Genomic DNA, 23,303 nt, shown 5'->3' with positions numbered 1-23,303 from the left:
GCGCATGGTTAGTACTCCACTTCTTGCGATCGGCGGCGGATAGTCGTGACCTCGTCACGCTGATTTCCGGTGGGGCCGTGGTAGTTCAGGGCGAAGGACTGCTGGGCGTAGCCGCCGATCAGGTGCGAGGGCTTGATCAGCACGCGAGTGAGCGCGTTGTGGATACCGCCGCGCTTGCCCTTGGCTTCCTTGGTCGTATCCTCGGCGCCTTCGATGCGTGGCACGTCGACCGCGCGGTCCTGGGCGTGGTACATGAAGACCGTGCCTTCGGGCATGCGGTGCGACACGATCGCCCGGGCGACGACGACACCGTTGCGGTTGATCGCCTCGATCCAGTCGTTGTCCGCCACGCCGATCTTCTTGGCGTCGACGTCCGACATCCAGATCGTCTGACCGCCGCGCGAGAGCGTCAACATATGCAGGTTGTCCTGGTAGGCCGAGTGGATCGACCACTTGGAGTGCGGGGTCAGGTAGCGCACGGTGAGACCGTTGCCGCTCACATTGCCGATGCTCGGCTCCGCGAACAGCGCCGACATATCAAGGGGCGGACGGAAGATCGGCAGTTGCTCGCCGAGTTCGATCATCCAGTCGTGGTCGAGGTAGAAGTGCTGGCGACCGGTGAGCGTGTGCCACGGCTTGAGCCGCTCGACATTGATGGTGAACGGCGAGTACCGGCGGCCACCGGATTCCGAGCCCGACCATTCAGCCGAGGTGATCACCGGAACCGGACGAGCCTGGGTATCGGCGAACGTGATCCGTTTGCCCTCGGCCTCTTTCGCGAGGTCGACCAGTTCGGTGCCGGTCCGCCGCTCCAGCGCCTCGAACCCTTCGACCGCCAGGCGGCCGTTGGTGGTGCCCGACAGCGACAGAATGGCTTCGGCGGCGTGGGTGTCCTTGGCCAGCGACGGTCGTCCCGCGGCGATGCCGGAGACGATGGTGCCGTTCTGTCCGGCGAGGTAGGCCACTTCTTCCTCGGGGAAGGTGGTGACGCCCTTGGTCGTCAGGCCGAGCTTCTCCACCAGCGGCCCGAGCGCGGCCAGCTTCTCCGCGATCTTGGTGTAGTCGCGTTCGATCTCCACGATCTTGGGCATGGTCTTGCCCGGAATCGGTTCGCACTCACCGGCTTTCCAGTCCAGAACCTTGCCGCCGGCCTGCGCCAGCGCGTCGGGGGAGTCGTGCTGCAGCGGCACCGCGACGATGTCTTTGCGTGTGCCCAGGTGCTTTTCGGCGAGCCAGGAGAAGCCACGCGCGATCCGGTGGAACGCCTCGAAGTCGGTCTTGGCCTCCCACGGCGGGGAGATGGCCGGGGAGAAGGCGTGCACGAACGGGTGCATGTCGGTCGAGGACAGGTCGTGCTTCTCATACCAGGTGGCGGCGGGGAGCACGATATCGGCGAACAGGGTGGTGCTGGTCATCCGGAAGTCCAGTGCGAGCAGCAGATCCAGCTTGCCCTCGGCGCCTTCCTCCCGCCATTCCAGTTCCTGTGGGCGCACCCCGGTCGCGTCGGTGGTCTGCAGGTTGGAGCCGCAGCCGAGCAGGTGCTTCTGGAAGTACTCGTTGCCCTTGCCCGAGGAGCCGAGCAGGTTCGCGCGCCACACGGTGAGTACGCGCGGGAAGTTCTCGGGGGCGTCGGGGTCTTCGCAGGCGAAGCGCAGGTCGCCGGACTTCAACCCGGCTACCACATGCTCGGCCGGGGTCTTGCCTGCTTCGGCGGCCTCATCGGCCAGGTCGAGGGGATTGCGGTTGAAGGTCGGATAGCTGGGCATCCAGCCCAGACGACTCGCCAGGGCGATGTTGTCGGCGGCCGTACGCCCGGCGAACTTGCCCTTGCCAAGGGGCGACGCGAACGAGTCCGAGGTGAACGGGTCGTAGCGCCACTGATCATTGGTCAGGTACCAGAACACGGTGCCCTGCATCTGGCGCGGCGGCCGCTGCCAGTCGCTCGCCGAAGCCAAAGTGGCCCAGCCGGTTACGGGACGGCACTTCTCCTGGCCGACGTAGTGGGCCCAGCCGCCACCGTTCTTGCCCTGGCAGCCGGTGAGTAGCGTCAAGGTGAAGAAGGCGCGGTAGATCTGGTCGGAGTGGAACCAGTGGTTGGTGCCCGCGCCCATCAGGATCATCGAGCGACCGCCGGAACGTTCGGCGTTGTCGGCGAATTCGCGTCCGATGCGCGCCGCCTGAACGGCGGGCACTCCGGTGATTGCCTCCTGCCACGCTGGGGTGTACGGCGACTCGGCATCGTCATAGCCCTTGGCCCACTCGCCCGGCAGACCGTCGCGGCCGACGCCGTACTGGGCCAGCAGCAGGTCGAATACGGTGGTAACCCGCTTGCCCGCAACGATTTTCGTCGGCACGCCGCGGATGATCGAACCGGCGACATCGGTGTCGAAGCGCGGCAGCGCGATGGTGGCGGGTGCGTCGTCGGAGTGGCCGAGCAGGGTGAGCAGCGGGTCGACGCCGTCGAGGTCGAGGTTCCACTTGCCCGCGTCGCCCTCGCCGAAGCGGTGACCCAGTGAACCGTTGGGCACCACCGGGTTTCCGGCCTGGTCCAGCAGCACCGGCTTGTGCTCGACGCCCTCGCCGGTGTGGCCGAGATCCGCGGCGGTGAGGAACTTGCCGGGTAGGGCGCCGTCCTGATCTGCCGCCTCGTCGAGGCAGATCAGGTACGGCAGATCGGTGTAGGACTTGATGTAGTCGGTGAACATCGGAGTCTGCTTCTCGATGAAGAACTCCTTGAGCACCACGTGCCCCATCGACATCGCCAGCGCCGCATCGGTTCCCGGCCGCGCGGCCACCCACTCGTCGGCGAACTTGGTGTTGTCGGCGTAGTCGGGGGAGACCACCACGACCTTCTGGCCGCGGTAGCGCGCCTCGGTCATGTAGTGCGCGTCAGGTGTACGGGTCACCGGGACGTTGGAGCCCCACATGATGAGGTAGCCCGCGTCGAACCAGTCGGCCGACTCCGGCACGTCGGTCTGATCGCCGAACACCTGCGGCGAGGCCACCGGCAGGTCGGCGTACCAGTCGTAGAACGAGAGCATGTAGCCGCCGATCAGCGACACGAAGCGCGCGCCGGTGGCATGGCTGACCATCGACATCGCGGGGATCGGCGAGAAGCCGGCCACCCGGTCGGGCCCGTACTGCTTGATCGTGTAAACATGTGCGGCGGCGGCGATTTCGGCGGCTTCCCACCATTCGGCGCGGACGAATCCGCCCTTGCCGCGCGCCATCTTGTAGGCCTTGGCCTTGGCCGGGTCCTCGACGATCGACTCCCACGCCAGCACCGGGTCCTTGAGCTCGGCCTTGGCCTTGCGGTACAGGTCGAGCAGTGTGCCACGCACATACGGGTAGCGCACGCGGGCCGGGGAGTAGGTGTACCAGGAGAAGGAGGCGCCACGTGGGCAGCCGCGCGGTTCGTACTCGGGCTTGTCCGAGCCCACCGACGGGTAGTCGGTCTGCTGGGACTCCCAGGTGATCACGCCGTCCTTGACGTAGATCTTCCAGGAGCACGAGCCGGTGCAGTTCACGCCGTGGGTGGAGCGCACCACCTTGTCGTGCGACCAGCGGTCGCGGTAGAACTCGTCGGCATCGCGGCCACCGACCTTGTAGATGGACCGGTTGTCGGGCGAGGCCTCGCCCCGCTGGAAATACTTACCGAGGTTCAGCAATGTGTCGCCGAAATCGGCGGGCGACGGACCTTGCGTACGCGAATTAACCACGACGCCCCCTTCGAACTGTGAAATCGGGCTGTTGAGGGGAACTGTAAAGAGGCCGACTCCTTCGGCAAAACGAACTTTTCACATCCGGATTCGGGCCACGGTGAGCTGTGAGGTCGGCGCAATGTCGTGGTCACGGGGGAGACGCGTGGCGTCGTTCGCGATCGGGGGCTCACCAGGGTGAACGAGCCGCGAGCTGGCCGAACGGGGTGATCGGAGGGTGCGGCGGGAGGTCGGCGGTGATGCTTCGGAAACGACTGGTTCTCCCGCGGTTTACATTTGTTTACACACCTGGCGTGCCTGCTGAACAGCGCTGATGTGACGCCACGCACAACTATGGCCGACCCTGTCGGCGTCGGGCACCGTGATCGGGTCGCCGGCGGTGGCGTCACCGAGCCGGGCGGACTCCCTCGGTGCGACGGGTGGGCAGGCGAAGGTCTCGGACGGGCGGCCCGCAGCGGCCGCGGGTGAGCCGCGCGGAATCCTATAGCACTCTTGAACGGCGCGAATTCGAATCCTTTTAATTCGGTTCAGGACACCGCATTTCGTGACCGAACGCACAGTTGCCCGAGGGTAACTACCCAAATGGCACAGCGCCAATATAAAGAAACGGCATCTTTTCCGGTCGGCGGTTGGTTCGAGGTTGAGCGGTCATCCAGTATGGGGCGGTGCAGACAGGGAGGGTTGGGGTGATACCGAAGTCATCGTTCGACGGACCTGATGGGCCGCCGAAACCGCCGACGCTCGGCGGGTTGCTGCGGCGGCTTCGCGACGATCGGCGGATTTCCCGGGAAAAGCTCGCGTTCGCGGCGGGAGTCAGCTCGAGTTACATCACGCATTTGGAGAGCGGGGACCGCGACCGGCCGACGCGTGCGGTGATCGAGGCGCTCGTGCGCTACCTCGATCGGATCGCGCCGGTGACCGATATCGAACGCAGACATCTGTTCGATCTGGCCGGGCTCGCGCCGGTGGACAATCCGACGGTCGAGGATCTGCGCGCCGAGATCAGCGCCGAGATGCGCCGGACCCTGGCACTACAGGAACCGGACCTGGCGGCCTATGTCGACACGCGCTGGAACGTGCTCGCGGGCAACGAATCCTATGATCGCGCGTTCCCCGGTCTGGTCGAAGACGTCAATATTCTGCGCTGGTTCTTCGGCAACCCGATCTCGCGCAAAGTAATGGTGGAGTGGGAGAAGGAATCCACGCTCACCGTGCACTGGCTGCGCGGGCTGATCGGTCAGCAGGGCGGCGGTGAGTGGGCCACCGAACTGCTCGACGAATTGGCGCAATACCGCGACTTCCGCCGCATCTGGGACGACGGCGACACCGTTTACGGTCGCGATCACGCCGCCATGCGCCTGTGCGATCTGCACACCGGCGAGTACTACACCGTCGACGTGCAGCTGTTCCGGCTCGACTCCGTCGCCTACCCCGGCCGCATCCAGTACTACCTGGGCGTTCGTGGTCCCGACGACTAGATGCCCGCGGCTGCCACCGGCTCGACGGCGTACTTGGTGCAGGCCGTGACCAGACTCGACAGCGCCGCGGCAACCGGCTCGGGATGGGTCAGCGCACAGCCGTGGCCCGCACCCGCCACCGTGCGCACACCGCTCGCGCCGGGCAGCCCGGCCGCCAACCGCGCGCACTTGTCCGCGGTGCTGCTGAGGTCGTTTTCGCCGCGCAGGACGAGGGCGGGCACGGTGATCTCGCCGAGCCGCCCGTGCACCGACTCGCGCCCGATCAGGCAGTCGGCCGCGGGACGGATCGCGGTGCGATCGGCGGCGAGCCAGCGGGTGATCCAGGTCTGCCAGATTCGCGGATCGTTGCCGCCGATCAAGCGCGGGGCGAGATCTTGCGCCAGTGGCCGCAATGCGCCGGTGCCACACCATTCGTCGAAGAAGTTCTCGTAATAGGTCTCGTCGGCCCTGGTGCACGCATCGGCTTCGGTATCGAGCAATGCCAGCCCGGTGACGCGGTCGGGAGCGAGCAACGCCATGCGCAATGCCGCGTAACCGCCCTGGCTCACGCCGCCGACAACGGCGTGCTCGATGCCGAGTGCGTCGAGCACCCGCAGGCCGTCGGTGGCCAGATCCCAGTAGTCGAAGCGTGGGTTGTCGCCGTAGCCGGTGCGGCCGTGACCGCGCGCGTCCCAGGCGACGACATTGATATCGGTGTGTGCCAGGACTTTCCGGAGCGGGTCGAACATGGATTCGTCCATGAGGAATCCGTGGGCGAGCAACAGCGTCGGACCGTGGACGGCGTCGGTGCGGAAATGAATGTTCACAGAATCGGAGTGCACGAAGGGCATGTTCGGAACATACAAGCGAATCAGTCGATTTCGCCCGGTTGCGGACCGAATGCGGTGTCGCCTGTTCGGTGTAGCGCCCGTCCTGTGAATTCACTGACGAGTGTATGTCCCTCACCGGGGCGACATTTTTGTGCGCGCCCTGTGGACATGTCTGTTCATGGCCGATTGGATAGAGGGCGCAGGCGATATTCGGCTCGAATCGGAAAATGGGGATTTTGATGAGGGTGACGGAGCAAGGGCTCGACGCACACATAAGTCTGGCGGCCGCGGGCGACGGCGTCTCGGCGACATTCGCGGTCTGCGACGCGGAGGGCAGGGCGATCTGGTACGGCCCGTTCATCGACGCCGACGCCGACCATCCGCGCGGTGACCAGCGCACCGCCGCGATGGGAGCGGCGGGCCGCGCGATCTGGCTCGCGGGCCGAGCGCGCGAGGACACCGGAGTCGAGAAAGTGACCTTGCACCTGTCGGTCAGCGAACCGGGACTCGACGCCATCACCCTGGCCTGCACCGCCTCGATGGCCGGACTGGCGCTGGAACTGGTTGTCACCGACGACAATCCGGCCCTGGACTGGTGCCAGGCCTTCGGCAGGCTCGACTGGACATCGGGCCCGTTGACCGAACTCGTCGATCCGGAAGCGCCACCGCCGATACCGGCGCTGCGCGCGATCACCGGCGGCCTCGACCAGCAGTCCGAACCACAGGAAAGGCTCGTCATGCACGAACTGGCACTCGATCCCTCGATGGAACTGCGCTCGGCACTGGAAAGTCTGCTGCTGCACGACGCCGTCGGCATGGACGCCACGATGCGCCACGCCGTCGCCGCGGTCGTCCACCTGACCGTCGACACACCGCACGGACCGCCGGCGGACGCGGAAGAATTCCTCGGCCGATTCGACGCCTCGTGGTTGGTGGCGTCGTGGCTGGGGCACGACACCGAGCTCTCGCTGATCGCCACGTTGTGCGCGGGCGAGATACCGGCGCTGTCGTGGTGCGAGCTGATGTTCACGACCACCTTGGCGCCGTGGTCGACCGGTCCGGTCGCGGTGCACGCGCGGCGGGTGTTTCGCGAGAGTGCGGGGCAGGCGGGAGGCTCAACGGAGCTGCGGGCCGTGGGAAGGTGAATCGGCCGATATTGTTACTTTTGCTCACAAGAATGTAACGGGTTCAGTTACTCGGCGGTTACCGGACATGCGATCATGGCTCCCGACCTCGACATCGTTAGGGAGCAAAATCAAGTGTCCGAGTTCTTGACCACGATCAACGGGTATATCTGGAGTGACTCGCTGATCTACCTGTGCTTGGCCGCGGGCGTGTATTTCTCGATCAGGACCAGATTCGTCCAGATCCGGCAGATCCCGGAGATGATCCGGTTGCTGGTGAACGGCGAGAAATCCGCGTCGGGCGTCTCCTCGTTCCAGGCACTGGCGATGTCGCTGTCCGGACGTATCGGTACCGGCAATATCGCCGGTGTCGCGACGGCGATCGCGTTCGGTGGGCCGGGCGCGCTGTTCTGGATGTGGATGGTCGCGTTCCTCGGCGCGTCGACCTCCTTCGTCGAATGCACCCTCGGCCAGATCTACAAGACCCGCGACCGGATCACCGGTGAATATCGCGGCGGGCCCGCGTACTACTTCAGCACCGCGATGGCGCACACCAAGGCCGCGCCGTTGTTCAAGGTGTACGGCGTGATCTTCGCGGCGGTCACTGTGCTCGCCTGCGGTCTGCTGATGCCAAGCGTGCAGTCCAACTCGATGGCCGCGGCGATGCACCAGGCATGGGGCATCTCGGAATGGGCCATCGCGGTCGGCACGGTGATCGTGCTCGCCTTCGTGATCATCGGCGGCGTCAAACGGATCGCCGCGTTCGCCTCGGTGGTCGTGCCGTTCATGGCCGTGGCCTACATCTTGATCGCCATGATCATCGTCTTCGCGAACGCAGGCCAGATTCCCGAGATCTTCTCGCTGATCTTCCGCAGTGCGCTCGGCATCGACTCGGCGTTCGGCGCGATCGTCGGGTCCGCGGTCATGTGGGGCGTCAAGCGTGGCGTGTACTCCAACGAGGCGGGGCAGGGCACCGGCCCGCACTCGGCTGCCGCCGCTGAGGTGTCCCACCCCGCGAAGCAGGGCCTCGTCCAGGCGTTCGCCGTGTACATCGACACCCTGTTCGTCTGCACCGCGACCGGTCTGCTGATCCTGTCGACCGGTGCCTACCGGGTCTTCGAAGGCGAGTCGGCCGCCGGCGCTGTCCTGGCCGACGGTGGCGCACTGCCCTCCGACATCGCGGTGGGACCGGCCTACGCGCAGACCGCGGTCGACACCCTCTGGGGCGGCTTCGGCTCGACCTTCGTCGCGATCTCGCTGGCCTTCTTCTGCCTGACCACGATCATCGCCTACTACTACATGGCGGACACCAACGTCCGGTTCCTGCTCGGCAAGAAGGCCGCTACACCGGTTCCGTTGCTTCGCGGCACCATCGGCAGCAACACCACGCTGGTCCTGCAGGCGCTGATCCTGGTGTCGGTCGCGGCGGGCGCGGTGTCGACCGCCAGCGACGCGTGGGCACTCGGCGATATCGGCGTCGGCCTCATGGCCTGGCTCAACATCATCGGAATCATCGTCATCCAGCGGCCCGCGTTCATCGCGCTGCGCGATTTCGAGCGCCAGCAGAAGGCGGGCAAGGACCCGGTCTTCGACCCGAAGGAACTCGACATCCGCAACGCCACCTTCTGGGAGACCTACGAGCCCGAGCCGGACCGCGACAAGGTCTCGGTCGGGTCGTGACACGCCCTCGCCGAGGTCCGGTCATCCCGGACCTCGGCGAGTCCTAGCGCTCGACGACGGTGACGCCGAGTTCGCGCAGGAGGGGTCATCGGTGGTGCCGGCCGACCTCGATGTCGGCGAAGGAACTCACCCAGAGGTGGGGCGGGCGTGGGGGGTTGGGTTCGCCGGGGCGGTGGATGCCGATGGTCTGCCAGCCCGCGGTGACGGCGGCGTCGAGTTCGTCCGGGTGGTCGGACAGGAACAGGATTTCCGGTGCGGGGACGCCGATGCGGTCGGCGATGGACGCGTAGGAGGTGGGCTCGCGTTTGGGGCCTGCGGTCATCAGGTCGAAGTGGTCGGTGATCAGGCCGGACAGATCACCCGCGTCGGCGAAGGTGAACCAATCGCGTTGGTTGCGTTCGGAACCGGAGGAATAGACGAACAGCTGGAAGCCGTTGGCGTGCCACGCTTTCAGCGTGGGTGCCACGTCGTCGAAGAAGCGGCCGTGCAGGGCGCCGGTGCGGAACCCCTTGGCGCAGATCGCGCCCTGGGCCGTCTTGAGTGGTTCGGCTTTGACATCGGATTTCAGCCAGCCGCGCAGGATTTCGGCGATGCGGTCCGTGCCCGCGGTGGGTTCGCCGGCGAGTTCGCGGGTCGCGGAGATCACCGAATCGGCTGTGCCGTCGGGGTTCTCGGTCAGCCAGGCGGGTAGGTGGGCGGCGGTGTAGCTGTAGAGGTCGGTGCGGACCGCGTCGGTGGGGCTGGTGGTGCCCTCGATGTCGAGGACGATCGCGCGGGTCATGCGAGTAGTTCGTCGAGGGTGGGGAAGCCCGCGCTGATCTTGTCGCCGGTGAAGTCGCCGACCCAGCCGTCGGCCTCCTCGAAGAAGCGAAGGGCGATGAAGTCGGGGGTGGTGCCCATGTCGAACCAGTGCAGGGTGCCCGCCGGGACCGAGAGCAGGTCGCCCGCTTCACAGACCGTCGCGAGCACGGTGTCGCCCACATGCAGGTAGAAGCAGCCGCGGCCGGCGGCGAAGAAGCGCACCTCGTCCTCGGCGTGGCGGTGCTCGTCGAGGAACTTCGCGCGCGCACCGGCGGCGATGGCAGGCCACTCCGGGTTGTCGGCGTCGGGGTGGATCCGGGCGACGTCGATGTGCTGATAGCGGCCCGAGGCATTGAGCTCGGCGATCTGCGGGCCGTAGTGCGCCAGCAGGGTGTCGGAGTCGGTGGCCGCGGCATCGGGGCGGATTTCCCAGTGCGAGTAGGCGATTCCGTGCTGTGCCAGCTCGGTGCCGATCTCGGTGGGGTCGGTGGTGCGCACCCGGACGTCGGCGGCGTTGTCGGCGGCCATCACTTGCAGCAGGGTCATGTCGGTCCGATCTCGAGGGGTGTGGCGTCGGTACGTCCGGTGCGGGCGATCAACTCGCACAGGGCTTCCAGGCATTCGGCGCGATCACGCGCCTGGGCAAGAGTGTCACCCCAGGTGGTGATCCCGTGCCCGGTGATGAACAGGATCGGTGGGGCGGTGGGGTTTTCGCGGAGATAGGTTTCGATGTCGGCGCCGATCCGCGCCACCTCGGGCCAGTTCGGGAACACCGGGATCACGACCGTCGACGGGTCGGTCAGACCGAATCCCTTGAGCAGTTCGAAACCGCTGATCCGCAAGGGGGTCACCGCGTCGCCGGGTCGTGCGGCGGTGGTGGCCAGTGCGGTGGCGAAAGGCGAGTGCACGTGCACGACCGCACCGGCGGGACGAGTGCGATAGACGGCAGTGTGAATGCTGGTCTCGGCGGACGGCTTTCGGCTCTGGCCGGGGTGTGGGATGGTGTCGGCGATCGCGACGAGGACCGTATCGTGTTCGCTCAGTTCACCCTTGGACAGCCCGCTCGCGGTGATGAGCGTGTCCTCGCCCGCTGTCGCCTCGCTCCGCCCGGACTCGGACGAGCTCGACGCGATCCGCACCGAGATATTGCCCGCGGTCCCAGGCATCCAGCCCCGGCCGTACAGCTGACGGGCGACAGCGGCGATTGCCCGACCGTGCTCGGCGAGCGGCGTGGCCGCGGCGTGGTGAATCCCCCGGCCTCGCCCGTCGAACGTGTCCGAATTGCGGTAGACCGCACCGTTTTCCGTCACGACGGCGGTGACCAGGTCGGTGGGTGTCACGTCGAATGCCGGGTTGAACACCGCGGTGTCCGCCGGCGCTGTCGCGTGCCCGCCGAACCCGGTGACCTCGGCGGGAGCCCGCTGCTCGACCACGATCTGTGCGCCGGTCGCCATCGCGGTGTCGCGGGTGGATTCCGGGGCGACCACGATGAACGGGATGCGGTGGTGGCGGGCGGCCAGGGCCAGGGCGAAGGTGCCGATCTTGTTGGCGACGTCGCCGTTGGCGGTGATCCGGTCCGCACCGACGAGCACGGCGTCGACCTGCCCGGTCGCCATGGCCCAGGCCGCCGCGGAGTCGATGGTCAGCCGGTGCGGGATGCCCGCCTCGGCCAGTTCCCAGGCCGTGAGCCGGGCGCCCTGGAGCAATGGGCGGGTCTCGTCGACGATCACGTCCTCGACGGCGCCACGCTCGTGCAGCACTCGCAACGCGCCGATCGCGGTGCCCACCGCACTGGTGGCGAGGCGGCCGGTGTTGCAGTGGGTGAGCAGGCGCAGCGGCCCCTCGCCGCACAGACGTTGGACCAGGTCAGCGGCATGGGTGGCGGCCGCGAGGTTGACTCGCCCGTCCTCGGCCAGCATGTCGAGGGTCTCGGCCAGCACCGCGTCGGCGCCCTCGGCGATCCGTCCCCGCACCCTGTCGACCGCCCATGCCAGGTTCACCGCCGTCGGTCGCGCCGCGGCGATCCGATCGGCCTCCGCCCGCACCGCGCCCACATCGACGGTCCGCGCGCCTGCCGAGTCGTGGCGAGTGTGCGCCAGGGTCGCGATCACCACGCCGAAAGCACCGGCGATGCCGATCGCCGGGGCGCCGCGGATGGCGAGGGTGGTGATCGCGTCGATGATCTCGTCGACGGTGCGTAGGCGCAGTTCACGGACCTCGTGCGGCAGTCCGCGCTGGTCGATGGTGACGAGCGCACCGTCGTCCCAGATCAGGGAACTGTCGTCCATCGGGTGTCCTCACTGCGTGGTGATTCTGGCTGGTAAACGGTATCCGACCTGGTCGAGAGCCGTTCTCCGGGGCCTGCGCTGACCACGCGCCCCTCACTCCGCGGCGTACTCGGCCTCGCGTTCCACGGCGTCGATCGTGCGCTGCGGCACCTGGACCGGTCCCGGCGTATATGTGATCGCCCGTAACGCGCCGGTGTAGCGGAACGGTCCCCGGCGCTCGCGCAGCTCCCACGAGACCGGCCCGCGCGCGTCGACGCCCACGGAGATCCCGGTCCACGGCGCCATGCCGACGAGCTGCACCTGATCGGTCAACTCGGCGAGCGGCGTGCCGTCGACCTCGATGGTGAAGTCCCAGCGCAGCTGCGGCCGGATCGTTGCGCGCACGGTGATCTCGCGCGTCCCGATCGGCAGTGCCACACCCACCGACGCGTAGCGGCCGTAACTGTTCACACCGAGCACCACCTCGCCGTTCTCGACGTAGAGCAGGTATCCGCCGAGCGGATCACCGTGGGCGACCAACACCCCCTCGTCGCCGAGTCGATAGCCGATCTCCGGCGGGGCGACCGGCCTCCCTGCGTCGCGTCCGACCACGTCGACACGTGCTTCATCGGCACTCGGCACCGCGGCGGCGGACGGAGTCCCCGCGAGCGGCAGCACTGCTCGCCCCGGCGCGCCGGACGGGTTGACGGCGGCCAGGTCGGCGGTGATGGTGAAATCGCGATAGGCGATGAGGCGTTGGGAGCGATAGCGCTCGAGGGTGGGGGTGCCAGGCAGGAGTCGGACCGGCGCGGCGAAACGGGCTTCCTCCGGGCGACGGCGGAACAGATCGGCTCGCGTGAGCAGTGGGAAGACCGTATTGGACCAAGCTGATTCGTCCCAGGCAGCCGCGAGCTCGACGGCCTTCTCGGGGAAGGTCGCCGAAAGGTCGTGCAGCTCTGTCGGATCGGCGCGCACATCGAACAGCTGCCAGTTCGGCGCATCGATGTCGGCGTCGGAGTCGTGCAACGACAGCAGCTTCCAGCCGTCGCGGTAGAAGCCGCGATGGCCGGTCATCTCCGAATACTGCTCGGTGTGCCGGGTCGGTGCCGCCGGATCGCGTAGGAGTTCGGCCGCCGAGATGCCGTCGAAGTCCTTGGCGGGCAACCCACTACGCACAGACGGACGGTCGAGGCCCGCCAGTTCGAGCAGGGTAGGCGCCAGGTCGGTGACGTAGGCGTACTCGTGGCGGATGCCGGAATCGGTATCCGCGCGTGGCAGCCCCTTCGGCCACGACACCACCAAAGGCACCCGCACGCCGCCCGCGAAGGTCTGCCCCTTGTAGAACCGGAACGGCGTGTTGGACGCCTGACCCCACCCACGCGGGTAGTGCACGCCCAGCTTCGCGGTGCCGATCAGATCCTCGTCATGGGCGACATCGCCTACCCAGTCGGGGTCGTCGACGTGGGCGAACTCGGCGAAATAGGAGCGGGTGCCCTCCGGTCCGCCCTCGGCTGTTCCGCCGTTGTCGGAGGTGAACACGATGATGGTGTTGTCGAGTTCGCCGAGGTCTTCGAGCAGGTCCACGATGCGCCCCAGGCTCTGGTCGATGCTGTCGACCATGCCCGCATACACCTCCATGTACTTGGCATACCGCCGCTGCTCCTCGGCAGACAGCGAATCCCATTCCGCCGCTTCATAACCCGGCTCGGTATTGCGCGGCTTCTGCTCGGTCCCCGGCGGGAACAAGCCCTGAGCCAGCTGCTCGGCGAAGCGACGCCTGCGCAGCTCATCCCAGCCCTGCGCGTAGCGGCCGCGATACTTGGCCTGGTCCTCGGCCTTGGCCTGCAGTGGCCCGTGCATCGCCACGTGCGCGAAGTACAGGAAGAACGGTTTCTCCGCGTCATGGGCGCGCAGATCCTTGATGTAGGACAGCGCCTTGTCGGTGAGATCGTCGGTGAGGTAGTAGCCCCGCGGGTACTCCTCCACGTCGACCACCGAACTGTCCGACACCAGCTGGTTGGGGTAGTAGAAGGAGTTCAAGCCCTCCAAAGACCCGTAGTAGCGGTCGAATCCACGCTGGGTCGGCCACGAATCGCGAGGGGCTGACGGGTTCATCGTGGCATCGCGCACCAGATGCCATTTGCCCACCGCGTAGGTGGCGTATCCATTGCTCCGCAATATCTCCGGGAGCGTGAGCACATCGTCGGCCAGTTCGAGACGAAGGCCGGGATAGCCGGGATCGGCATTGGCGACGAATCCGAAACCCGCACGGTGGGAATTGATTCCGGTCAGCAGCGCCGCCCGCGAGGGCGAGCACAGCGGCGTGGTGTGGTAGTTCGACAGTCGAACACCCTGTGCCGCGAGACGATCCAGCGTCGGCGTCTCGATCTCCGATCCGAACGGACCGATATCGCTGTAGCCCATGTCGTCGACGAGCACGACGACGATGTTCGGCGCGCCGGCGGGCGCGGCGGGCGGATAGGTCCAAGCGGGCGTGGATTGCGCCGACGTGCGACCGGCCGAGCCGGGAAAGGATTCGTAACCGCGGGCATGGGGTGGAACAGGCATTCCTGCAGTAAAGGCGACATACCCGCTGGTCACCAGGGTTAAGTACACGGTGCGTCGAATCGGTGACCGGTGCGGCGCAACTTGTTAGCGTCACTGCCGGCCCTTCCCCCGTGGTGCGCTGCGCACCCTCCTCGGCCCGCCGCGCGGGTCGATGCGTCTTCGAGGATCTTCACGATGAGTTCAACGCCAAGTGGCTTCGGCCGCCGAAACTTCCTGCGCACCAGCGGCATCGCCGCCGCGGCCATCTTCGGTGGTGCCGCACTGGCGGCCTGCACCTCGGCGGTCTCGGAACAGAAGGCGAGCGGCGACGACGCGACACCGGTGCGCGGCGGCACCCTGAAGGTCGGCATCCGGGAGGACCTGGTCCCGGCGAACCTGCTCACCAATACCGCGGCGGTTCCGATTGTGATCGGGCTGGTCTACGAATCGCTGATCCGCTACCCGAACGACAGTCTGGAACCGCAACCATTACTGGCGAAATCGTGGCAGCTGGCCGCCGACGGCCGATCGCTGAGCCTGGACCTGCGCGACGACGTGAAATTCCATTCCGGCCGTCCTTTCACCGCCAAAGATGTGGAGTTCTCGCTACGCACCTATGCCGACGTCAAATGGTCCGCGCAACTGCGTAGTTCGGCGGCGGCCATCACCGGCTTCGACATCGTCTCGCCCACGCGAATCGTGCTGCGGCTCGCCCACCCGCTGAGCAACATCTTCGACCTGCTCGACACCGTCCCCATTCTGGACAGCGAAACCGCGGACAAACTCGGCACCGGCGACACCTACATCGGCACCGGTCCGTTCGAATATGTCGAGCGCATCCCGAATGCGCAGTTGATCTTCCAGAAGAACCCGAACTATTGGGTGCCGGAGCGCCCCTATCTCGACCGGGTCGAGATCTCGATCATCCCCGACCCGAACGCGCTGCTCAACGCCTTGAAGTCCGGTCAGATCGCCGCGGCGCGCGAACTCGGCTACCGCGATGCCGAAAACCTCGGCAGGAGCGGCGGATTCACGGTGCACAATCTCGATGGCGCCGAGCTACAAGCCTATGTGGGCGTCAATGTGACCGAACCCGCGCTGGCCGATGTCCGGGTCCGCCAGGCCATCGCCTACGCCCTCGACCGTGATCGCATCATCGACGAGGTGTTCCGGGGCGCGGGATATCCGCTGAACGTGCCGTGGCCGAAGAACTCGCCCGCCTTCGACGAGACCCGCAATACGAAATACACCCGCGACATCGACAAGGCGAAGCAGCTACTCGGCCAGGTGGCCAAACCACCGAAGCTGCCGCTGACCTTCGCCCCCGGTTATGGCGAGGTCGCCCAGATCGTGCAGGCCAATCTCGCCGACGCGGGTATCGAGGTCGAACTCGACCCGGTCGACGCCGCTACCTTCGTCAAGCAACTCACCGGCCAGCAGTTCCGTGGCCTGTGGGTCACCGACCATTCGTGGGCGCAGTTCGTCCCGTCGACGCTCACCGTGAGCGCCTACCCGTTCAACGCCCGCCGCAATGCCTCCCGCTACGAATCGCCGGTCTACACCGCCGCTGCCGACACAGCCTGGCAGCTGCCGCAGGGCACCGGGCCCGACGCGGTGCGCGCCTATCAGGCCGTCACCGACCAGCTGCTCGATGGACTGTTCCTGATCGAGATCGGCGTCCGTTTCCAGCAGTACTCCACTGTGAACAAGGTGCACGGTTTCGCCTGGACCAAGCGCCGCGAGCCCGTCCTCACCGACACCTTCCTGTCATGACGCGCTATCTGCTGCACCGCCTCCCGTCGGCACTGCTGGTGCTCTTCGCCGCCTCGGTGCTGATCTTCCTGCTGCTGCGGCTGGTCCCCGGCGACCCGGCCACCATCCTGGCGGGCAACGACGCGACACCGCAGACCATCGAGGTGATCCGCCACCAGCTCGGCCTCGACCGATCCATCCCCGTGCAGTACCTGCGGTGGCTCGGCGACCTGTTCACCCTCGACCTCGGCCGCTCCTACATCATCGGCGGGGAGATCACCGACCTGGTCGGCCGTGGGCTCACCAACACCCTGGTGCTCACGGTGACCGCCCTGCTGCTGGCCGTGCTGGTGAGCCTGGTCGTGTCGGTGGCCTCGGTGCTGTGGCCGAGCCGCTGGTTGAATACCGTGGTAGCCGCGGCTAATACGATCGCGGTCGCGCTGCCCACCTTCGTCGTCGGCCCGCTGCTCGTGCTCGTGTTCGCCGTCGTCGTTCCGGTGCTGCCCGCCGGTGGGGTGCCGCCGGACGGATTCACCGCGCGACCCGATATCGCGGTGCAGTATCTGCTGTTGCCCGCGATCTGCCTCGCCCTGCCGGTGTCGGCGGCGCTGACCCGCTTCCTCACCGAGGCGCTACGCACCGAACTCGCGAAACAGTATGTGCTGACGGCACGTTCGCTCGGCGTCGGACATCGCGAGATCGTCACCCGCGGCGCGCTGCGCAACGCGCTGCCGACCATGCTCACCGTGCTCGGTATCCAGACCGGGCAGTTGCTCGGCGGTGCGGTGCTGGTGGAGGCCGCCTTCGTGTGGCCGGGGATCGGACAGCTCATCGAGCAGGGGATCAGTCGTCGTGACTACCCGCTCGTGCAGGTGCTGTTGCTGTTGTCGGTGGCGGTGTTCGTGGTGATCCAGCTGATCACCGATATCGCCCACGCGTGGCTCGACCCGCGTATCCGGATCGGCGGACGGGCATGACGATCGAGAAGACAGCCGATGTCGCACCGCCCACCGACGGTCCCTTGCGCGCGCTGCGTCATGGGCAGGGCCTGGCTGGGGTACTGCTGGTCGTTGTGGTCGCGCTCGCCGGCGTGTTCGCCGGAGTGCTCAGCTCCTACGATCCACTCACCCAGATCCCCGGCGCCAACCTGCTCGGGCCGAGCGCGCAACACTGGCTCGGCACCGACCACCTCAATCGCGACGTGGCCGCCCGCGTGCTGGCGGGAATCCGGATCGACCTGCTGATCGCGCTGCTCGCGGTGCCGGCCGGCGCGGTGATCGGGGCGCTGATCGGACTCGCTGCCACCGCCCACCCGGTCGCGGACGTGACCGTCCAGCGGGTGTTCGACCTGATTCTGGCCTTCCCCACCCTGATCCTCGGGATCACGCTCGCCGCGATCACCGGGCCGGGCTGGCACGCGGTGGTCATCGTGATCATCGCCGCCGAGATCCCGATCTTCGGACGTCAGATCCGCACGGCGGTGCTGGCCGTGCGCGAACAGCCGTTCGTCGAAGCGTCAGAGGTGATCGGGGCCGACACCTGGTGGACGCTGCGAAAACATGTGCTGCCCAATGTGATCGAGCCGCTGGGTGTGCAGTTCGCGCTGTCGCTGTCGGTGGCGGTGTTCATCGAAGGCGCGATGAGCTTCATCGGCATCGGCGTGCTCCCACCGCAGCCGTCGCTGGGTGGTCTGATCGCCGCCTCGATCGCCAACCTCGACGCGAATCCGTGGATAGCGATCGGGCCGTTGGTCGTGGTGGCCGCGTTGACCCTGGGATTTCTGCTGATCGCCCAAGCATTGGGCCGGGCAAGGAGATTGGCATGAGCGCACCATCCGAGCTCGATCCGGTGCTCGAGATCGATGAGCTGACAGTGGGATTCGGGGACAAGACGGTCGTCGACCGGGTGAGTCTGCGGGTGCGCCGGGGCGAGGTGGTCGCGCTGGTCGGTGAATCCGGTTCGGGGAAATCGCTCACCGCGCGATCGGTGCTCGGGCTGTTGCCGGGCACCGCGCGGGCGGGCGGATCGGTCCGGCTCGCGGGCGCGCAGGTCGTCGGTGCCGCCGAATCGGCGTTGCGGGAGCTGCGCGGAACCAAGGCCGCCATGGTCTTTCAGGAACCGCAGACCGCGCTGAACCCGGTGCAGAAGATCGGCACCCAGCTCGCGCAGGCACTGCGTGCGCACGGTGTCACCGACAAAGCCGCCGCGCGGGCCCGAGCAGTCGAACTGCTTGCCGCCGTGGATATTCCGGAACCGGCGAAGCGGATCGACTGGTTCCCGCATCAGCTCTCCGGCGGGCAGAAGCAGCGCGTGGTCATCGCACTCGCGCTGTCCGGTGAGCCCGAATTGCTGATCGCCGACGAGCCGACCACCGCTCTCGATGTCACTGTGCAGGCCGAGATCCTCGACCTGCTGCGCTCCCTGCAACGTCGGCGCGGCACCGCGATCCTGTTCATCACCCACAACCTCGGCGTGGTCGCGGAGATCGCCGACCGGGTCGTGGTGCTGCGCGCGGGGCGGGTGGTCGAGGAGCAGACGGTGTTCGGGTTGTTCGCCGATCCGGGCGAGGAATACACCCGGACGCTGCTGGCCGCGGTGCCACGGTTACCCGCGGTGCGGCCTCAGATCACCGACGCCGGCGTGGTCGGCCCGCCCGATGACGCCGACGAGCAGACACCACTCGTGGTCGAGCCGGAGGACGATGTCGCGGTGGCACCCCCGGAAGGGAATGTGCGCCGGATACTGCGGCGGGTGGTCGCGCGGGAGCCTGCCGTTGTCGCCGAAAAGGGTGGCGGGCGAGGTGAATCCGAGTACCGCGAGGTGCTGCGGATCGACGATCTGTCGGTGGTGTATCCAGGACGGCACGGCGCCGCGTCGTTCCCCGCACTGCAGGATATTTCGCTGACCCTCGGACCGCGGGAAGTGCTCGGTCTCGTCGGTGAATCCGGGTCGGGTAAGAGCACTCTCGGGCGCACCGCGCTCGGACTCGTACCGGCAACTTCGGGACGAGTCGAGCTGCAGGGTGTTTCGCTGGCGGGGTTGTCACGGCGTGAGCTGCGTGGGCTGCGCAAGCACGTCGCGCTGGTGCATCAGGACGCGAGTGCCTCGCTCGATCCCCGACGCAGTATCGCCGCCGCCATCGCCGAACCGTTGCAGGTACATCGGGCAGCGTCGGGCGCGCTGTTGCGGACCAAGGTCGAGAACCTGCTCGAATCGGTGCGGCTGCCAAGGGATTACGCGCAGCGCAGGCCGGGGGAGTTGTCCGGTGGGCAGCGTCAGCGGGTGGCGTTGGCGCGCGCGCTGGCCTTGGCACCGCGACTGTTGGTAGCTGATGAGCCCACCAGCGCGCTCGATGTGTCGGTGCAGGCGCAGGTGCTCGACCTGTTCGCCGACCTGCGCGCCGAATACGGTTTCGCCAGCTTGTTCATCAGTCACGATCTGGCCGTGGTGCACCAGGTCGCCGACCGGGTAGTGGTGCTGCGGCAGGGCCGGATCGTCGAAACCGGCGAGGTGCGCGCGGTATTCGCCGCACCGGCTCAGGAGTACACCCGCCGCCTGCTCGACGCGGTTCCCGTTCCCGATCCGTCGACGGCGCGGCGCGGGCGGGACGAATCCGCGGCAGGCGCGCCAGCGAGTATCGGGGCCTGACGTGGACGAGCCGCCGGTAGCGATACCGGCGGCTCGTCGACACACGTATATCAGTGATGGCCGGGGCGGCGCTGCTGATCACGCCGATCGTCCTGACCTGCTCGCGGCATCCCTTGCGAGTCCTGCCCCTGCTCCTGCCGCTGCTCCTGCTGCTGGCGCGGCATCTGCTTGGGCATTTTCTTCGGTGCTTTTCGAGACTTGTCAGCCATCTCCACACGGTCCTTTCCGAGGGATAAAGGATAAAGCCTTTCAAACGCACTGTCCGACGCAATCCACCTCGCGTGCGGGGCGTCCCACGCCTGACCATCTCACAATAAGCACCATTACGGCTCGACGATAGACCTGCGCCGAAAATAGGTTCCTGACCTGTGTGAATTCGGCGTGTCAAGCGAACTTTTCCGTATCGGACGCAGGCATCGGACCAATCGACCCGCGAAATCGGGAAGTCGCCATTAGTGCAGATGCGGGAATGCTGGACAGCGTTTTCAGGACGGGAGCGGGAGGAATTCGACGGTTGATCCGTCGGGAGCGTTCGGGGGGACGATTACCAGGCCGTCGCGGTCTATCAGGCCGGCCAGGTGGGCGGTGCGGACAGTGGGGTCGCCGAGCCAGCCGCCGGTGGGGGCGTAGCGGGCGGGGGTGATGCGGTGGACGGGGGCGGTGATCGCGGCGGCGTTGTGGAGTGGGCCGAGGATTTTTCGGGGGAGTTCGGCGCCGGTGCGGGCGGCGACGATGGCGGGGGTGAGAGCGAGCAGCACGGCGATGGCGGCGAAGGGGTTGCCGGGAAGGCCGAGAACGGTTGGGCCGGTGGCGAGTTCGGCGACAACGGTGGAACCGCCTGGGCGCAGGGCGAGTCGGGGGACGAGGATGCGCGCCTCGGCTCGGGCGATGGCGGTGCGCAGTTGGTCCGCCGCACCGCCGCCGGTGGCACCGACTACGACCAGCAGGTCGAAATCGCTGGTGTCGGTGAGCATGTCGTCGAAGCCGTGGGCGGTGTCACGCAGGTGGACGCGGTCGATGACGCGAACGCCGCAGCCCGCGAGCAGGTCTGGCAGGACGGGACCGATCGAATCGCGGGTCTGGCCGGTCTGCAGGGGGCCCGCGCTGCGAATCTCATCGCCGGTCATGACAATTCGAGCGCGAACCGGTCCGCGGACCGAACCGGTGGTGACCTCGACGGAGGCTGCGGCCGAGCGCAAGGCGGCGGTGACCCGGGTACCGGCGGGGGCGACGAGATCACCGGCCTTCCTGTCCTCACCGCTCTTGCGGACATCGTCACGGATCGGAGTGCCGTGGCGGCGGGTCAGTTCGTCGGCGGTGATGGCGGTGAACTCGTCGCGCAGGACCGACGTGGTGCCGTCCGGGACGTGGGCGCCGGTGGCGATGCGCACCGCTTCGCCGTGGCGCAGTCCCTCCGGCCTTGCGCCACCGGCGAACCCGACGTCGCGGCGCAATCGCCATGGGCCGTCGCCACGGACGGCGTAACCGTCCATGGCGGACACGTCGAAGCGGGGGAGCGGGCCCGCGGCGGTGATCGGTGCGGCCAGTGCGGCACCGGGGACTTCGCTCAGCGCGGCCTCGTAGGCGACCAGGAGCGTCAGGCCGGTGCTGATGCGTTCCCGTGCTTCGGTGAGGTCGAGGCGGGTCGACGCACGGTCGGTGGCCAAGGATTCGCGCGCGCGGCGGACCTCGTCCTCGGTATCGCAGTCGGCGATATCCGGTAGCTCGATCAGGATGGTCTCGGCGGGCACGATGGCCTTCATCGGCTGGTTCACCAGTGAGTCGAGTCCGGCCAGCGCCGCGGTCAGCGCACTGCGCCGCCACACTCCGACGAGATATTGCGGCCGGCCCGAATCGTCGATCGCGAAGACGGCGTCGGCGGTGGATTCGGTTGCGCGGGAGAGCAATCGACCCACCGTGTCGCCGGTAACGAAGGGCAGATCGGCCGCGAGCACGACGACGAAGGCGGCCGTGGAGTCGAGCGCGGTGAGGCCGGTACCGACCGCCGCGACGGGCCCGGAACCGGGCGGCACCTCACGAACCTGCCGGAACCGCGAGTCGAGTTCTGGACGATGCGGTCCGACCACGGCCACCTCACCGCATTCGCGCACCGAATCCAGCGCGGCGTCGAGCATCGACCGCCCGCCGATCATGATCGCCGGTTTGTCCACCCCGCCCATCCGGCTGGCTCGCCCGCCCGCGAGCACGATGGCGTCGGCGGCGGTCATCGGCTGATCCTGGATCGGGTAATCGGCACGAATGCCATGCTAGTAGGCCTGTCCGCGGATGCTGGAGCGTCAGCGTGGGCCCGCCGACCGCCGCGTCCCGAGCGTTGCCGGCTCCCGATGCGGCGACGGTGTCCGGCGCGGGGGTCAGAGTCTTGCCGACCGCAGGTCGACTCGGCCGTCCACGATCGCGACACCTTCCTCGCCCAGGAGCCGCAGTTGACGAGCGGCCAGGTGCGAGGCCGGGCGGCCGGACGCGCCGATAACGCGGTGCCACGGGAGGTCGGCGGAGTCGGTGCGCATGATCCAGCCGACCGTGCGGGGCGAGGACAGCCCGGCCGCGGCGGCGATATCGCCGTAGGTGCAGACGCGGCCCGGCGGGATCGCGGCGACGAGTTCGCGGACCTTCTCCACCTGTTCCTCCGTCGTGACTGCCATCGGGCTACAGGACCTCGGCGATCAGCGCGGCCGTCTCGGCGGGGCGGGCCTGGGCGACCATGTGATCGCAGTCCCAGACCTCGGCGGTGAAGTTGTCGAGGTGGGCGGCGAGGGCGGCCAGGAACTCCGCGGTGACATACGGCGGCTGCACCTTCGCGGCCCGCACCAGCACGGTCGGCAGGTCGGCGGGCGGCAGCACGAACTCGCGCGCCAGCTGACCCCAGTACGAGGTGATCGCGGGCTGGAAGACGCGCCAGCCGACCCGGCCGCCCTCGGTGGGCACGAGGTGTTCGGCCAGCTCCCGTTCCAGCACCTCGGGATCCACCTCGTCGGGTCCCCACGCACTGACCTGCTTGTCGGAGCGCGCTTCGGAGACGTCGGTGTAATCGGGGGAGGCGAGGTTGGCGAGGGCGACCTGTTCGATCAGCTTCGCGTCGATGCCGATGGCGGGATCGAGCAGGACCAGCGCGCGCACGAGGGCGGGGTGTCGCCGGGCCAGATGGATGCCGATGGCGCCGCCGAAGGAATGGCCGACCACGACGGCTCCACCGCCGGTCTCGGCGCGCAGCAGCTCGGCGAGGTCGTCGACGATCGTTTCGAAATCCCACGGCGGCAGCGAGGTGGAACGGCCGTGTCCGCGCAGGTCGGGGGCGATGATCCGGGCCTGGGGCAGGTGCTCGGTGGCGAGGGTTTCCCACCGGTTGCCGTGGCCGGTGAGACCGTGCAGGGCGAGGACGAGGGGACCGTCGGCGGGGCCGAAACGGTGCACATGAAGCGACGACACGACTGCCATTCTGGCCGGTCGGGCGCTGTCT

The 23,303-nt window shown here is 67.6% G+C and carries 17 protein-coding genes; 7 read left to right on the top strand and 10 right to left on the bottom strand.

Going from position 1 to position 23,303, the window contains the following annotated elements:
* Positions 1-8: 8 nt before the first annotated feature.
* Positions 9-3,719, bottom strand: a complete 3,711-nt coding sequence (locus tag ACWZHB_RS21755) for a nitrate reductase subunit alpha (protein ID WP_427903685.1) — start codon at positions 3,717-3,719, stop codon at positions 9-11.
* A gap of 686 nt (positions 3,720-4,405) precedes the next feature.
* Between ACWZHB_RS21755 and ACWZHB_RS21750 the strand changes: the two genes are divergently transcribed.
* Positions 4,406-5,197 carry a helix-turn-helix transcriptional regulator gene (locus ACWZHB_RS21750; protein ID WP_427903684.1) on the top strand — a complete coding sequence of 264 codons (792 nt, stop codon included), beginning with the start codon at positions 4,406-4,408 and terminating at the stop codon, positions 5,195-5,197.
* Here the strand turns inward: ACWZHB_RS21750 and ACWZHB_RS21745 are convergent.
* Positions 5,194-6,027: an alpha/beta fold hydrolase gene (locus tag ACWZHB_RS21745; protein ID WP_427903683.1), complete on the bottom strand. Its 834-nt coding sequence runs from the start codon at positions 6,025-6,027 to the stop codon at positions 5,194-5,196. The two genes, ACWZHB_RS21750 and ACWZHB_RS21745, sit on opposite strands and share 4 nt — an antisense overlap.
* A 218-nt stretch (positions 6,028-6,245) precedes the next feature.
* On the opposite strand from ACWZHB_RS21745, the gene ACWZHB_RS21740 reads away from it, so the two are divergent.
* Together ACWZHB_RS21740 and ACWZHB_RS21735 are read left to right on the top strand one after the other, a co-directional pair.
* A complete protein-coding gene (locus ACWZHB_RS21740; protein ID WP_427903682.1) occupies positions 6,246-7,151 on the top strand; it encodes a hypothetical protein in 906 nt (301 codons plus the stop codon).
* A gap of 114 nt (positions 7,152-7,265) precedes the next feature.
* A complete protein-coding gene (locus tag ACWZHB_RS21735; protein WP_427903681.1) occupies positions 7,266-8,810 on the top strand; it encodes an alanine/glycine:cation symporter family protein in 1,545 nt (514 codons plus the stop codon).
* A gap of 85 nt (positions 8,811-8,895) precedes the next feature.
* On the opposite strand, the gene mtnC is transcribed toward ACWZHB_RS21735, so the two are convergent.
* The 4 genes from mtnC to ACWZHB_RS21715 form a co-directional block, all read right to left on the bottom strand.
* Entirely contained in the window at positions 8,896-9,591 is a 696-nt protein-coding gene (gene mtnC, locus ACWZHB_RS21730; protein ID WP_427903680.1) for an acireductone synthase, read from the bottom strand.
* Positions 9,588-10,157 (bottom strand): 1,2-dihydroxy-3-keto-5-methylthiopentene dioxygenase, encoded by a 570-nt coding sequence (locus ACWZHB_RS21725; protein WP_427903679.1) that lies wholly within the window; start codon positions 10,155-10,157, stop codon positions 9,588-9,590. The genes mtnC and ACWZHB_RS21725 overlap by 4 nt, the downstream gene beginning before the upstream one ends.
* Positions 10,154-11,899, bottom strand: coding sequence for an S-methyl-5-thioribose-1-phosphate isomerase (mtnA, locus tag ACWZHB_RS21720; RefSeq protein ID WP_427903678.1), 1,746 nt, complete (start codon positions 11,897-11,899; stop codon positions 10,154-10,156). The genes ACWZHB_RS21725 and mtnA overlap by 4 nt, the downstream gene beginning before the upstream one ends.
* Positions 11,900-11,992: 93 nt before the next feature.
* Positions 11,993-14,446: an arylsulfatase gene (locus tag ACWZHB_RS21715; protein WP_427903677.1), complete on the bottom strand. Its 2,454-nt coding sequence runs from the start codon at positions 14,444-14,446 to the stop codon at positions 11,993-11,995.
* 174 nt (positions 14,447-14,620) lie between these two features.
* Between ACWZHB_RS21715 and ACWZHB_RS21710 the strand changes: the two genes are divergently transcribed.
* The 4 genes from ACWZHB_RS21710 to ACWZHB_RS21695 are packed head-to-tail and all read left to right on the top strand — an operon-like array spanning position 14,621 to position 19,825.
* Entirely contained in the window at positions 14,621-16,198 is a 1,578-nt protein-coding gene (locus ACWZHB_RS21710) for an ABC transporter substrate-binding protein (protein ID WP_427903676.1), read from the top strand.
* A complete protein-coding gene (locus tag ACWZHB_RS21705; RefSeq protein WP_427903675.1) occupies positions 16,195-17,154 on the top strand; it encodes an ABC transporter permease in 960 nt (319 codons plus the stop codon). Before ACWZHB_RS21710 ends, ACWZHB_RS21705 begins: the two co-directional genes overlap by 4 nt.
* Positions 17,151-18,002 carry an ABC transporter permease gene (locus ACWZHB_RS21700; RefSeq protein WP_427903674.1) on the top strand — a complete coding sequence of 284 codons (852 nt, stop codon included), beginning with the start codon at positions 17,151-17,153 and terminating at the stop codon, positions 18,000-18,002. Before ACWZHB_RS21705 ends, ACWZHB_RS21700 begins: the two co-directional genes overlap by 4 nt.
* Positions 17,999-19,825 carry a dipeptide ABC transporter ATP-binding protein gene (locus tag ACWZHB_RS21695; protein ID WP_427903673.1) on the top strand — a complete coding sequence of 609 codons (1,827 nt, stop codon included), beginning with the start codon at positions 17,999-18,001 and terminating at the stop codon, positions 19,823-19,825. Before ACWZHB_RS21700 ends, ACWZHB_RS21695 begins: the two co-directional genes overlap by 4 nt.
* 50 nt (positions 19,826-19,875) lie before the next feature.
* Here the strand turns inward: ACWZHB_RS21695 and ACWZHB_RS21690 are convergent, their stop codons facing one another.
* From ACWZHB_RS21690 to ACWZHB_RS21675, 4 genes are all read right to left on the bottom strand, one after another.
* Entirely contained in the window at positions 19,876-20,034 is a 159-nt protein-coding gene (locus ACWZHB_RS21690; protein WP_266292381.1) for a hypothetical protein, read from the bottom strand.
* Between the two features lie 276 nt (positions 20,035-20,310).
* Positions 20,311-22,053, bottom strand: coding sequence for an NTP transferase domain-containing protein (locus tag ACWZHB_RS21685; protein WP_427903672.1), 1,743 nt, complete (start codon positions 22,051-22,053; stop codon positions 20,311-20,313).
* 144 nt (positions 22,054-22,197) lie between these two features.
* Positions 22,198-22,488 carry an MGMT family protein gene (locus ACWZHB_RS21680; protein ID WP_427903671.1) on the bottom strand — a complete coding sequence of 97 codons (291 nt, stop codon included), beginning with the start codon at positions 22,486-22,488 and terminating at the stop codon, positions 22,198-22,200.
* A 4-nt stretch (positions 22,489-22,492) separates the two neighbouring features.
* Positions 22,493-23,281, bottom strand: coding sequence for an alpha/beta fold hydrolase (locus ACWZHB_RS21675; protein ID WP_427903670.1), 789 nt, complete (start codon positions 23,279-23,281; stop codon positions 22,493-22,495).
* Positions 23,282-23,303 lie beyond the last annotated feature (22 nt).

This window comes from Nocardia sp. FBN12 (genome assembly GCF_054031145.1).
This window is presented reverse-complemented; position numbering and strand designations above follow the sequence as displayed.